This is a genomic window from Vibrio sp. ER1A (assembly GCF_000733315.1).
In the GTDB taxonomy this organism is placed as follows: Bacteria; Pseudomonadota; Gammaproteobacteria; order Enterobacterales; family Vibrionaceae; genus Vibrio; species Vibrio mediterranei.
Genome location: NZ_JPJA01000088.1, coordinates 104,304 through 116,549 on the forward strand (window position 1 = coordinate 104,304; position 12,246 = coordinate 116,549).

General features: G+C 44.3%; 13 protein-coding genes. 11 read left to right on the forward strand and 2 right to left on the reverse strand.

Translation table 11 applies throughout. The annotated features are described in order from the left end of the window. Positions 1 to 606, forward strand: a complete 606-nt coding sequence (locus tag HW45_RS16130; RefSeq protein ID WP_152559684.1) for a DNA-3-methyladenine glycosylase I — start codon at positions 1 to 3, stop codon at positions 604 to 606. Between the two features lie 3 nt (positions 607 to 609). Here HW45_RS16130 and HW45_RS16135 read toward each other — a convergent pair whose 3' ends face one another. Further along, positions 610 to 1,404, reverse strand: coding sequence for a fumarylacetoacetate hydrolase family protein (locus tag HW45_RS16135; protein ID WP_006073898.1), 795 nt, complete (start codon positions 1,402 to 1,404; stop codon positions 610 to 612). A gap of 128 nt (positions 1,405 to 1,532) precedes the next feature. Here HW45_RS16135 and HW45_RS16140 point away from each other — a divergent pair, with 128 nt between their 5' ends. Beyond that, complete coding sequence (locus tag HW45_RS16140) at positions 1,533 to 2,213, forward strand: DNA-3-methyladenine glycosylase I (protein ID WP_038228168.1); 681 nt, start codon at positions 1,533 to 1,535, stop codon at positions 2,211 to 2,213. Positions 2,214 to 2,313: 100 nt separating this feature from the next. On the opposite strand, the gene HW45_RS16145 is transcribed toward HW45_RS16140, so the two are convergent. After that, positions 2,314 to 2,829, reverse strand: a complete 516-nt coding sequence (locus tag HW45_RS16145) for a glycine cleavage system protein R (protein ID WP_038228169.1) — start codon at positions 2,827 to 2,829, stop codon at positions 2,314 to 2,316. Positions 2,830 to 3,119: 290 nt separating this feature from the next. Here HW45_RS16145 and HW45_RS16150 point away from each other — a divergent pair, with 290 nt between their 5' ends. The 9 genes from HW45_RS16150 to HW45_RS16190 all read left to right on the forward strand — a co-directional run bounded on the left by HW45_RS16150 (position 3,120) and on the right by HW45_RS16190 (position 12,208). Beyond that, entirely contained in the window at positions 3,120 to 4,535 is a 1,416-nt protein-coding gene (locus HW45_RS16150) for a coniferyl aldehyde dehydrogenase (protein WP_051868172.1), read from the forward strand. A gap of 22 nt (positions 4,536 to 4,557) precedes the next feature. Then, complete coding sequence (locus HW45_RS16155; protein ID WP_038228172.1) at positions 4,558 to 5,733, forward strand: iron-containing alcohol dehydrogenase; 1,176 nt, start codon at positions 4,558 to 4,560, stop codon at positions 5,731 to 5,733. Between the two features lie 63 nt (positions 5,734 to 5,796). Beyond that, entirely contained in the window at positions 5,797 to 6,204 is a 408-nt protein-coding gene (locus tag HW45_RS16160; RefSeq protein ID WP_038228175.1) for a hypothetical protein, read from the forward strand. A gap of 9 nt (positions 6,205 to 6,213) precedes the next feature. Continuing rightward, a complete protein-coding gene (locus tag HW45_RS28410; protein ID WP_051868174.1) occupies positions 6,214 to 6,636 on the forward strand; it encodes a tetratricopeptide repeat protein in 423 nt (140 codons plus the stop codon). Between the two features lie 13 nt (positions 6,637 to 6,649). Then, the gene (locus tag HW45_RS16170; protein ID WP_038228178.1) at positions 6,650 to 8,392 is read left to right on the forward strand and encodes an arylsulfatase; all 1,743 of its coding nucleotides are present in this window, start codon (positions 6,650 to 6,652) and stop codon (positions 8,390 to 8,392) included. Between the two features lie 100 nt (positions 8,393 to 8,492). After that, complete coding sequence (locus HW45_RS16175; protein WP_038228179.1) at positions 8,493 to 9,734, forward strand: anaerobic sulfatase maturase; 1,242 nt, start codon at positions 8,493 to 8,495, stop codon at positions 9,732 to 9,734. A gap of 4 nt (positions 9,735 to 9,738) precedes the next feature. Next, positions 9,739 to 10,206: a hypothetical protein gene (locus HW45_RS16180; RefSeq protein WP_038228182.1), complete on the forward strand. Its 468-nt coding sequence runs from the start codon at positions 9,739 to 9,741 to the stop codon at positions 10,204 to 10,206. 80 nt (positions 10,207 to 10,286) lie between these two features. Next, a complete protein-coding gene (locus HW45_RS16185) occupies positions 10,287 to 10,688 on the forward strand; it encodes a DUF4345 domain-containing protein (RefSeq protein ID WP_038228184.1) in 402 nt (133 codons plus the stop codon). Positions 10,689 to 10,705: 17 nt separating this feature from the next. Then, positions 10,706 to 12,208: an arylsulfatase gene (locus HW45_RS16190; RefSeq protein ID WP_038228186.1), complete on the forward strand. Its 1,503-nt coding sequence runs from the start codon at positions 10,706 to 10,708 to the stop codon at positions 12,206 to 12,208. The last annotated feature ends 38 nt before the right edge of the window (positions 12,209 to 12,246 follow it).

Below are 12,246 nucleotides of genomic sequence, written 5' to 3' on the forward strand. Positions count from 1 at the left end.
ATGTGCAAACGATGCCCATGGCTTGATGAAACCAAGCCAGATTATGTGGAATATCACGATAAGGAGTGGGGTGTCCCCGTACTAGACGACCAAACTATGTTTGAGTATCTAGTGTTGGAATCCGCTCAAGCAGGATTGAGTTGGTATACCATCTTAAAACGTCGCGAAGGGTATCGAAACGCATTTGCTAACTTTGATGTAGAGAAAGTAGCCCGTTTTACCCAAGAAGATGAACGTCGTTTACGGGAGGATAGTGGGATTATTCGCAATAAATTGAAAATCAGCTCAACTATCACCAACGCTCAGCATTTCATTGAGATACAAGAAGAATTTGGTAGCTTTTGTGATTATATCTGGTCGTTTGTCGACAATAAGGTATTAGTAACTAGTCCTAAGACGCTAGAAGATTATCCAGCCACGTCTGAGGTCTCGGATCGGTTAAGTAAAGACCTTAAGAAGCGTGGCTTTAAGTTTGTTGGGTCGACCATTATCTACGCTCACCTTCAAGCGGCGGGACTAATCAATGATCACAGTGTTTCTTGCTATCGACGCCAAGAGGTTATCGATAGCTATCAGAAGCTTGGCCTAGAATACCAGTTAGTTTAGAGACTACTCTATGGTGTTGGAAACCTGTCCGATCCCTTCAATTGAGACCGACACGTTATCACCCGACCTAAGTGCTCTTGTTCGACCTGGTGTACCAGCAAAAATCATATCACCAGGTCGTAGTGTAATGTATTTACTGATATAACTAACGATTGTTGGGACATTGTGAATCATGTTTGCCAGTGTTTCTTGTTGCATGATTTTGCCATTAAGACGCGTAACGATTTCTTGGTTGCCGATATCGACATTAGTTGTAATGAAGTTAGATACAGGACCAAAACCTGTTGCACCTTTAGCACGCCACCACTGCAGATCTTGACCTTGCCAACTGCGTTCCGTCAAATCGTTGCCCGCTAAGTACCCAAACACGCAACTCAACGCATTTTGATTGCTTGTGTCGTGACATGTCTTGCCGATCACAATGACAAGCTCTCCCTCAAAATGAACATTATTTGCCTCATCGGGAAATGACAATGCACCGCTCAACCTAACAGCGTCGATAGACTTGAAGAAAATCTCCGGCTTTGCAGCTCCAGAGTTGCCTGCATGACTGCGAAAATTGAGGCCGACAGCGTATACGCTACCGTGAGTAATAGGGGCTAGTAACGTTGCTTCATCGGCTGTGATGACTTTTACGGTAGAAGGATTATCAAATGGTCTTGAAGACAACAGATCATAGTGGTTTGGGTTTTGTTGTGAGACGCGTATCCAGTGTTGTTTGTTTTGATACTCGACGAGTCCATATTGCGCCGCTAGCGATTGAAATGGTAGAAAAATCAGTAACAGTAAGAGTCTCATTGCCGCCGTCCTAGAATAGGTTCCTGAATACATCTATGAAAGTGTGCTCAACAGAGTATAGTGTTGAGTTATTAATTACGTGAAAATAGATGTCTGGTTCAATAGAACTTAGTAGGTAGTGGAAAGATATGGAAAAATTCGATTCGATTTACGCCAGAGCGGCAGATAGAAAAGGTGGTGAGCAAGGACTTGAGTCGATCGTCTCCAAACCACTGAGCCAAGATGAGGTGGCAGCTATTCCTGAAGATCGTTGGTTGTCTGCGTTTTCAATGAAAGTGTTCCAAAGTGGAATATCGTGGAAAGTGGTAAGAAACAAATGGCCAAACTTCGAGGAACATTTTTTCCAATTCAGAATCGACCCGCTACTAATGCTGTCTGAAGAACAGTGGGAACAAAAAGCCCAAGACCCAAAAATCATTCGTCATATGACTAAAGTCATGTCGATACCAGTTAATGCTTCGATGATCCAAGCTGCTCGCTACGAGCACGAGTCTTTTGCGCAAATGGTAGCCGATTGGCCGAAAGAATCGATCGTCGAACTGTGGGCACACCTTAAAAAACATGGTGCAAGACTCGGTGGAAATACTGGGCCTTATGCGCTGAGGCAATTGGGTGTAGACACCTTTATTTTATCAAATGATGTAGAAGGCTATTTACGTAATACTAATATCATTGACTCGGGTAGAGGAACAAAACGTGCGATGAATGCTGCAAACAAAGCATTTATGGAATGGCACCAAGAGTCGGGTCGGTCACTTTCAGAAATCAGTCAAATCATTGCTTATGGTTTTGGCGATAATCGAGTTTAGCTAGGTAAGGGAGACTTTCTCTTCCAATATTTTTGAGACATAAGTTCCCCCTGCTGCGCAGGGGGAAGATTAAGTAGGGCAAACTCTTAAGCAAACCTATTTATGATTCCAGAATCACTCGCGTATCTTCACTCAACGATTCTAACTCACTTGCCACATCTTTAATTTTCATTGCTGCGGGTATTTTGAGTGCCATTGTTGCTGTAAATAGGCTTGAACCAATACCCCCGCCCCCCGCGATAAATACACGCTGGCAGTCCATATCTAGAATACGGATATCTTGCCCATCTAAGAACTGGGTGATTTCGTTAACGATACCGGCTCGGTCGTTAGCATCTAATCGTAACTGGAATACCTCTTCTTGGTCATGACGATGCTCAGCGGTATCGGTGATTTGAACTAATAACCCTTGCTGTTCACTGAAAGCGCTTTTGACTGCTTGAACATTGTCCGTAGGAAGTTCGACTTTTATGACGGCGGCCACATGGTCTTCGATAAAATTCACTTTACTCACCAGCCATTTACCGCCGTTTTCGTGGGTAACTGATGCAAGGTTTTTAATGGTGGCTGGGCTAGCTTGGCCAACAAAGTTGACAATGAAAGTACTGCTGCTCATACGATTCCCTCCACAGGTTTAAAACCAACAACTATTTGAATAGTTAACTCCAGTTTAGATCTAAAACAGGTCGGTCGCATGATGAACGTCAAGTATTCACTCTAAAAACAAAACAAGATTATTGAACTGTAATTAGGCGCACAATTTTTATGGTTTTTATTTGGTCAACAAAGAGTTAGCCATAATACCTCTCCCTTTCGCAGATCTAATTTACAGTTCTCTGACATTTAACTACTAGACCGACCGGTTTGTTTTGATTATTGTGTGATCACTTTCTTAGGAGGACAACCATGCAAAATACGACTTTTGATGATTTGAAACTCATTCACAAGCGATTAAAAAAGCACTATCAAAGCGAACCAATGCCCAGCTATGAGGCTCGTATTGCCGTGCTTACGTCGTTAAAAGTGTCGTTGCAACAATTCAGTGACGCACTTTGTGATGCTCTGGATAAAGACTACGGAAAGAGAAGCCGACAGGACACATTAGTTGCCGACGTCTTGCCATGCATTGGCAATATTGACCACACCTTATCCCAGTTAGCGCAATGGATGAGTCCATGTCCGAGAGACGCGGGTCCATTACTTTCAAGCTCCACTGTAGAGGTGGTGTATCAACCTAAAGGAGTTGTCGGCATCGTTACTCCTTGGAACTTCCCTGTCATGCTTTCTATTGGTCCTTTGATATCTGCGATTGCTGCGGGTAACAGGGCGATGATCAAACTGAGTGAGTTTACCCCTGCCACCAATTCGGTCATTCGTGAAATGCTTGCATGCTGCTTTAGCGATACCGAGGTTGTCGTCATTGAAGGTGAGGCCGATATTGCTGCTCAGTTCACCTCTTTACCATTCGATCATTTGCTTTTTACTGGCTCGACAGAAGTTGGTCGTAAGGTCATGAAAGCTGCGTCAGAAAACCTAACGCCAGTCACCTTAGAACTTGGCGGCAAGTCGCCAGTTCTTGTCGCGGATGACGCTGATATTGAGATGGCTGTGGAACGCATTATTTATGGCAAGAGTTTGAATAATGGTCAGGTGTGTGTAGCTCCTGATTATGTATTGATTCCCGAAGGCAAGCAGCACGCTTTTGTTAAGGCATATGTCGAGCATTATCAAAAACTGTTTCCCCAAGGGGTAAACAGCGACTCGATGACTAGTCTGATTAATCAGCGTCAATTCCAACGTCTTCATGATTTACTCTCCAATGAAGTGGCAGCAGAGTCTCAGGTTACGGCTTGTCATAAAGAAGCGCTCGATGTGGAACGACAACTGATGGCGACACACTTAATTGTTAATCCATCTCTGCAATCACCGGTTATGACCCAAGAAATTTTTGGTCCCTTATTGCCGATCATCACCTATTCCAACATTGATAGTGCAATTAACTTTATTACCGAGAGACCGAGGCCCCTAGCGCTCTACCTGATGAGCGAAGATGACTCATTGCAACGCAAAGTTGCTAATCAGGTGCACTCTGGTGGTATGTGCATTAATGACTGCGTTTTCCACCTAGCGGTCGATGATGCGCCATTTGGAGGTATTGGTGAGTCTGGAAAAGGGGCTTACCACGGTAAAGAAGGCTTCCTAACTTTCTCTCACGCTAAGACGGTGATGACGACCGATGCAGAGCAACACAATGTCAGCTTATTACTTGGTCCTGAAGATAACGAATTCAAACGTGCAGTACTAAAAACACTGTGCGCATAACTGACTAATTGGAGATTCAACTATGAATAACTTTACTTTCAACCTTAGAACCGTCGTTCACTCTGGTGCATCATCCATAGAAGCGATCCCAACCCTGTTTAAAGCGAAAGGGGCGCAGCGAGTGTTGTTGGTCAGCGATAAAGGCCTTGAGTCATTGGGTTTCGTAGAGCGTTTGGCATCGCTGTTTTCGACAGAAGAGAAGGTGAAGCTTGCGGGGATTTACACCGATATTGAAGCGGACGCGAGCTGTTTGGATATTAATCGCGCTCTGGAATTTGCAAAACAGGTGAATGCAGACAGTATTTTGGCGCTCGGCGGGGGGAGCGTTATCGATGCATCAAAAGGTATCAAATATGGTTTAGAACATAAGCTTGATGATATCCGTGATGCGATTCAAGGTGGTGGGCGTCTTGAAGTTGGTCCCGATGTAAAACCGTTTTCAATTCCTCATATAGGCGTACCGACTACGGCAGGTACAGGTGCAGAAGCATCGCCTATCGCTGTTTTTTATAATGACAGAGAGCAGGTTAAAGCGAGTTTAGTCGTCTCTGGACTTGAGTGCGATATTGCTGTTTTAGACCCTGAGCTGACAGTGAATTTGCCAGCAGCGTTAACAGTATCGACAGGTATGGACGCATTAACTCATGCTATTGAAGCGTTGGCATCGCCGTTAAGTAATACCTTCACTGATGCTTATGCGACTCAGGCGTGTCGCTTGATATTGAATAACCTACCGCAAGTACTTCAGTCTCCGCAAAATGTAGCGGCTCGTAGTGAGCTCCTACAAGCAAGTACCATGGCTATTTCTGCGTTCTATTCGTCTTTAGGTGGTATACCGATCCATAACTGCGCGCACGCATTTGGCGCGATAGCGCATATCCCACATGGTGATGCCAATAGTGTCTTATTACCAGTGGTGATTGAAGTACTTCCAGAGTTTTACCTCCCAAGCATTAACAAATTAGCAGCGGTGTTTGGTATATCACCTAGCTTAACAGATGCCGAAAAACACCAAGAGGTTGTACATTCATTACGTGCCTTCCAGACGTTAGTGAATGCGACCCAGAGCTTTGCCAAATGGAACCTAGATGACAACAAAAAAGCGCAGATTGTCTCTGGGATAGAAAAAGACATCAGTTTCCAGTTCTACCCGATTGCTCAAGAAAAAGTCACCGCAATACTCGAGACTACTTGTTAATTTTCCAACTTACTCATTGCGGCATAGGGATGTGCCTCACTTTTTGATTACTAGGAGTCAACTATGTTTTTTACTCAACACGTCAACAAGATGCTATTGGTTACCGGTATTGGAACCGCGGCGGCTTTCGCTTATGCATTTTTTCCGCAATGGGCCATTACTCACATCGGGCAATTACCATATTTGGAGCAGGATTTTGTGTTCTATCAACACTGGGGTGTCATGGTAGGCATGATGGGGGTGATGATGGTGGGTGCGGCTTTCAAACCTCAGTGGAGAGAAAGCATCATGCTTTATTCTGCGGTGGAGAAAGGGTTTATGGTGATTCTTCTTCTGCTTAACTACAACAGCCCTCACATTACCGGTTTTTTACTTGCAGGAGCCATGGATACGTTCGTTGTGATTTGGACGTTAGCATACTGGAAAGAGCAGAAAACCATACGTTTACAAGCCTCAACCTCGCAACACTAGCGTCAGACTATGACTAAACGCATTCAAAATTGGTCGCTTAGCTTTCTCTGTTTGCTTTTTATTGGGACGGCATGCCTGGGGTACGTAACAGACACACCAAATACCTTATCTAGTGATGTTGGTACTACGTTTCAAAACGGTTATGCGGGTGACGCTGCGGCGCAGTACGAGATTGGTATGTTTTATCTGCAAGGTGTCGAATCTGAGGGTGAATATCTTGAATCTACTCAAGAAAAAGCACGCAAATGGATATTACGAGCAGCGACTCAAGGGAATGCAGACGCTCAATTACAGCTTGGTCTTATGTACGCAGCAGGGACTGGTGGCGAGAAAGATCATTCTCTAGCGGTTAGCTGGATAGGCAAAGCCGCTGAACAGAATCATCCTAGAGCACTGGATATGCTCCATTGGATGTCACAAAGTGCTCACTAAACAAGGGTGAACCATGAATAATTCCAAAACTATCCTATGCACGGCCATAGCAGCCTCTTGTGCACCAAATGCATTTGCTACGCAGGAAAAACCTAATATTTTACTCATCGTTGGTGATGATGTCGGATTTGCTGATACGCAACCTTATGGCTCTGAAGTGTCAACACCAAACCTGATGCAACTGGCTGAAGAGGGGGTGAAATTTACCAACTTCCACGCTTCACCCACGTCATCTGTCACTCGCTCTATGATGTTAACGGGTGCCAACAGTCATGAGGTTGGGCTAGGTACGTTCGACTATGCCGCCTATCCGCCAGCTATTGGCAAGCCAGGTTATGAAGGCTACCTCACTAAAGATGGCGTAACCGTAGCGACGTTACTTCGTGATAATGGCTATCATACTTACCTTTCTGGGAAATGGCACTTGGGTCATGATGATGGTTTCCTGCCGGATGATCGTGGCTTTGAACAGAGCTACGGGATTTTGGCTGGCGGTTCGAATCATTTCAATAGAGATATGATGTTCCCGGCGAAAAATGAAGCAACAGCAAAAGCGTTGCAAAAAGGTGAAATGCCCGGCGTAGAGGTCGAGCCGACTTATCAAAATGGTCAACAAGTAAAAGATAAGTATCCGGGAGAGTATTCAGACCAAGGTTATACCGAAGAGTTAATCAGCATGATTGATAGTAATAAGGACTCCGGAAAACCTTTTTTTGCCTATTTACCATTCACAGCGATTCACTTGCCACTACAAGCACCTAAAGCATCGTTTGAAGATAAGATTGCTTATTACGTAGAGCACGGATGGGACTCTGTTCGAGAAGACCGCTTTAAACGAATGCAACAGATGGGCGTAATTCCAAAGAGCGCTACGATGTCCGATAGAAATTCACTGAGTAGACCATGGGATGATCTGTCAGATGAACAAAAGCAATGGTATGGCAAAAAAATGGCCATTGCTATGGGAATGATGGAGCTTCAAGACCAGCAGATAGGTCAGGTAACTGATTATTTGAAGAAGATAGGTGAGTACGACAATACGTATATTATCTATCTCGCAGACAACGGTCCGGAAGCGACGGATATTACGGGGAAAAATGTAAGTGATCTGATTCGTACTTGGACCGATTATCACTTTGACAATAGTACCGAAAATCTGGGTAACGCAGACTCAAGTGTCTCATTGGGCCCAGAATGGGCAAGTGCATCCACTGGTGGATTGTCTTGGTTTAAAGCGTATACAGCAGAAGGGGGAGTACGTGTTCCTCTGATCATCAAACCTGCCAAAGGTGTGCTTGGAGAGAAGGAGTCACTGGAGGCCGGAACTCAAACTAATGAATTGGCTCAAGTAAAAGACCTCGCTGCCACAATATTGGATGTGGCCGATGTTGAACCCGCTGGCGGTAAATATAAAGGCAGAAAAGTGGCCCCAATGAGCGGTCAAAGCATTATGCCTTATCTACAAGGTGAGCAAGAGACTGTCCATAGCGAAGACAATGCTATCGCGTTCGAGTTATTCGGCAGCGGCATTCTTCTTCAAGGGGACTTTAAGATCATTCGAATTTCGAAGGGGATGGGAGGGGACAGTGACTGGCATATGTACAACACCAAGTTAGACCCTGCTGAAATGATAGACCTGAAACACCAACGTCCTGAGCAGTTCCAACAAATGTTAGCTGCTTACAAAGAGTACGAAAAAACAATGGGTATCGTACCAGTGGATGAACAATGGAATCCATTTGAAAACGTGAAGTAAAAAATTTCGCCTCAATGCAAACTGACCGGTTTGTATTGAGGCGAGTTCATCCATTTAAAAATGTTGAACAGTTTGGATACTTTCTTAAGAGGAATACACCATGTCCCACTATCATCTTAATGTACCTCAGTACCAAGGTCAGCCTCATGCTAAGTTTCAGGCGTTGGCGAAACCTATTGGAGCGGTGTGTAATATTAACTGTGACTATTGCTATTATCTGGATAAACAACAGCTACTAGAGTATCCCAAGAATCGCTCGTACAAGATGAGTGATGAGATGCTAGAGCGTTATATTCGCCAGTACATTCAAGGTCAAAACACGCCAGCGATCGTCTTCTCTTGGCATGGTGGCGAGCCAATGATGCTAGGTCTTAGTTATTTTGAACGAATAGTAGAGCTTCAAACGAAATACGCCAAACCCTATGTGAAGATAGTGAATGATATTCAGACCAATGGGCTGTTAATCAATGACAAATGGTGTCAATTTTTGGCGAAACACGCGTTTAGTGTAGGTTTGAGTATTGATGGCCCAGAACAGCTTCACAATACATATCGCAAGAACCGCTGCGGGCAGGGGACGTTTAGCAAGGTGATTGAAGCCGCAGAACGTCTAAAGCGTCATGGTATACACTTTGCGACGCTGACTTGTGTCAACAACGTCAATGGAAATTACCCTTTAGAGGTGTATCGCTTCTTAAGAGATGAGATTCAACCATCACAAATTCAATTTATCCCAGTTGTTGACCGAGATGAAGAGATAAAATGGGCTCAGTGTTCTGAAGCTGCAATCATCCCTGTATCCGCTCAAACAACAAGTTGGAGTGTCGCTCCGACTCAATGGGGAGACTTCTTAACGACCATTTTTGATGAATGGATGAAGCAAGATTTTGGCAAAGTTCATATTCCTTACTTTGAAAACTTTTTCGGAATTTGGATGGGTAAACCGAGTTCGATGTGTACGCTAAGCGATATATGCGGCAAGGGCATTGCTGTCGAACCTAATGGCGATGTTTACGCCTGCGATCACTATGTTCATCCTGAACACAAAATTGGCAATATTGAGCAGACGCCATTGGCGGCAATCGCTTTATCAAAACAGCAAATGACCTTTGGTTTTGCGAAACAAAGAGCGTTGCCCAAACAATGTTTGGAGTGCAAGGTGAGGTTTGCTTGTCATGGTGAGTGTCCAAAGAACCGAATCATAAAAGATAAGTACGGTAACCCTGGACTTAATTACTTATGCCAAGGTTGGCAACAAATATTTCATCATGTTGACCCCGTGATTACGCATATACTTGAGCTAAATGGAATTGCGAAAACAACATGTACAGCTACTGGGTGAGAATATGGATAGTTATTTACTACTCGGCTTGGTCATGGCGCTGCTTAGTATTTGGAAAACCTATTCCGGTCCGGCATTAGCAGGTTTTGTTGGTTTTAGTTATCCAGAAATGTTGCTGTTTAATGTGGTTCCAGCATTAATGGCAGGCTATTTTGGCTGGTTTATAGGACGATATTCCTTTTACCTTTATGCGAGAAAGAATTTTCAGCCCTACAAGCCAAAGTTGAGGAGATTCGTAACCGCGTGGAAAAGGTATGGTAATAAGACTATGGCCACACTTGCTCCTGTTCTAGTTGGCATCCCTCTCTACACCTTGGTCGCTAGGCGTCTCAGGCAAAGTCACATTACTACCTTTATTTTACTTTCATTGTCTATTTTGTGTTGGAGCGGTTTGAGTTATAGCCTAGTCAATGCATTAAATCTTAGTACACATCTCAATTTACAAGGCTTACTTAGTCAGATAGGGCTTTGAGCTAACTTACTCTATTAAATCTGAAAATTTGCTTTATAGATACCAGCAGCTAGTCTGTAAGAATAAACAGGAGAAGCAACATGACGCATACACAAAAGTTCTTGTTATTGGCGGTCCTTGGATTAATCCCTATTGCCTTAATGTATGGCTTGGTTCCTAGCATTACCTTACCTTTCCTGTTTGATATTGATGCATCACCGATTAATGTGAGTCATATCTTTCGCGCTGTAATGGGGCTTTATCTTGCATTGGCGGTTTATTGGCTTATGGGGGCTTTCGGGACGCAGCAAATGGCGCGTTCTGCACTACAAAGTCTGATTGTGTTTATGTGGGGGCTGGGTTTAGGTCGTGCTATCAGCATGGTCGTCGATGGGATACCAAATGGGCTGTTAGTCGTTTATCTTCTCCTCGAAATAGGATTTGGAGTAGTAGGGATTGTGCTTCTCAAAAAAGATGATTTTGAAACCAAGCGAGTCTCGTGAATATATTAGGAGGCAGGATGCACCGTATATTAATGAAATGGTTAGTGCTGAGTTTATTAGGCTTGAGTTCACTTGCGAATGCGAATGAAAAGCCACCAAACATTTTTGTTATTTTTACTGATGATATCGGTATCTCTAACCTAAGTGCTTACCATCGAGGGTTAATGAGTAGTGAGACGCCCAATATTGATAGTATTGCTGAAAAAGGAATGTTGCTGACGGACTATTATGCTCAGCCTTCTTGCACAGCAGGGCGCTCTGCGTTTATTACCGGACAGTTCCCCGTTCGTACCGGCATGCATACTGTTGGTCTTCCAGGTAGTCCAGTAGGACTGAATGCTGAAACACCGACACTGCCGGAAATACTGAAAACCTTAGGTTATACAACTGGTCAGTTTGGTAAGAACCATTTAGGTGACCGAGATGAAGTGCTACCGACAATGAATGGTTTCGATGAATATTGGGGTTGGTTATACCATCTTAATGCGATGGAATACACTGAAGATCCTGATTGGCCAAAAGACGAAGCGTTCCAGAAATTCGCACCAAGAAATGTGATTCATTCCAAGTCAGATGGCAAGGGTGGACAAACCATCAAAGATGACGGGCCTTTGACCATCGAACGCATGCGTACTTTAGATGATGAGGTTAATAAACATGCCATCAACTTCATCGAAAATGCGGTGAAACAAGACAAGCCTTTCTTCACCTGGTATTGCCCTTCAAGAGGCCATGTTTGGACTCACTTGTCTGCAGAGTACGAAGCTATGCTCGGACAAAACGGTTGGGGCTTGCAAGAAGTCGTGATGAAAGACCTCGATGATCATGTCGGTGAGATGCTTGCCAAATTAGAAGAGTTGGGTGTAGCGGATAACACGATTGTGATCTTTACGGCGGATAATGGGCCAGAAATCATGACTTGGCCTGATGGCGGAATGACGCCTTTCCATGGTGAAAAAGGCTCAACTTGGGAAGGTGGTGTCCGTGCGCCTCTGTTGGTGAGCTGGCCAGGTAAAATTCCAGCAGGAAAAATACACAACGGGATGTTTGATGGTATGGACTGGTTACCTACGCTGGTTGAAGCCGCAGGTGGACCAAGCGATCTCAAACAACAAATGCTGACAGGGTATGAAGGCTTTAAAGCGCATTTAGATGGTTACAATCAAATATCCATGCTCACTGAACTAGCACCGTCAAATCGTAAAGAAATCATTTACTACGAACGTGACAGACTTCAAGCGGTTCGCGTTGGTGATTGGAAAGCTCATTTTGTGGTGCAAAACCATGGCTGGAGTGGACCGAAGGAAGAGCTTAATGCACCGCTACTCTTCAACCTACGCCGCGATCCTTATGAGCGTGCTGCCGAGGAGTCTGGTATGTACATCAACTGGATGGGCAAGAAAATGTGGGCATTTGGCCCAGCTCAGGCAGCGGTACAACAACACTTAGAAACCTTTAAAGAGTGGCCTCCTGTCACTTTTGAGCCGGATGCGGTGGATGCGTCCGGAATAGGGCGCTAATGGTGGTTCATTAACTCAGTTTACTAAAGGGCTGCTTG

What these genes read in the sequence shown, in the direction of transcription:
- HW45_RS16130 (WP_152559684.1), top strand. Translation starts at nt 1, where the DNA reads ATGTGCAAACGATGCCCATGGCTTGATGAAACCAAGCCAGATTATGTG.
- HW45_RS16135 (WP_006073898.1), bottom strand. Translation starts at nt 1,404, where the DNA reads ATGAGACTCTTACTGTTACTGATTTTTCTACCATTTCAATCGCTAGCG.
- HW45_RS16140 (WP_038228168.1), top strand. Translation starts at nt 1,533, where the DNA reads ATGGAAAAATTCGATTCGATTTACGCCAGAGCGGCAGATAGAAAAGGT.
- HW45_RS16145 (WP_038228169.1), bottom strand. Translation starts at nt 2,829, where the DNA reads ATGAGCAGCAGTACTTTCATTGTCAACTTTGTTGGCCAAGCTAGCCCA.
- HW45_RS16150 (WP_051868172.1), top strand. Translation starts at nt 3,120, where the DNA reads ATGCAAAATACGACTTTTGATGATTTGAAACTCATTCACAAGCGATTA.
- HW45_RS16155 (WP_038228172.1), top strand. Translation starts at nt 4,558, where the DNA reads ATGAATAACTTTACTTTCAACCTTAGAACCGTCGTTCACTCTGGTGCA.
- HW45_RS16160 (WP_038228175.1), top strand. Translation starts at nt 5,797, where the DNA reads ATGTTTTTTACTCAACACGTCAACAAGATGCTATTGGTTACCGGTATT.
- HW45_RS28410 (WP_051868174.1), top strand. Translation starts at nt 6,214, where the DNA reads ATGACTAAACGCATTCAAAATTGGTCGCTTAGCTTTCTCTGTTTGCTT.
- HW45_RS16170 (WP_038228178.1), top strand. Translation starts at nt 6,650, where the DNA reads ATGAATAATTCCAAAACTATCCTATGCACGGCCATAGCAGCCTCTTGT.
- HW45_RS16175 (WP_038228179.1), top strand. Translation starts at nt 8,493, where the DNA reads ATGTCCCACTATCATCTTAATGTACCTCAGTACCAAGGTCAGCCTCAT.
- HW45_RS16180 (WP_038228182.1), top strand. Translation starts at nt 9,739, where the DNA reads ATGGATAGTTATTTACTACTCGGCTTGGTCATGGCGCTGCTTAGTATT.
- HW45_RS16185 (WP_038228184.1), top strand. Translation starts at nt 10,287, where the DNA reads ATGACGCATACACAAAAGTTCTTGTTATTGGCGGTCCTTGGATTAATC.
- HW45_RS16190 (WP_038228186.1), top strand. Translation starts at nt 10,706, where the DNA reads ATGCACCGTATATTAATGAAATGGTTAGTGCTGAGTTTATTAGGCTTG.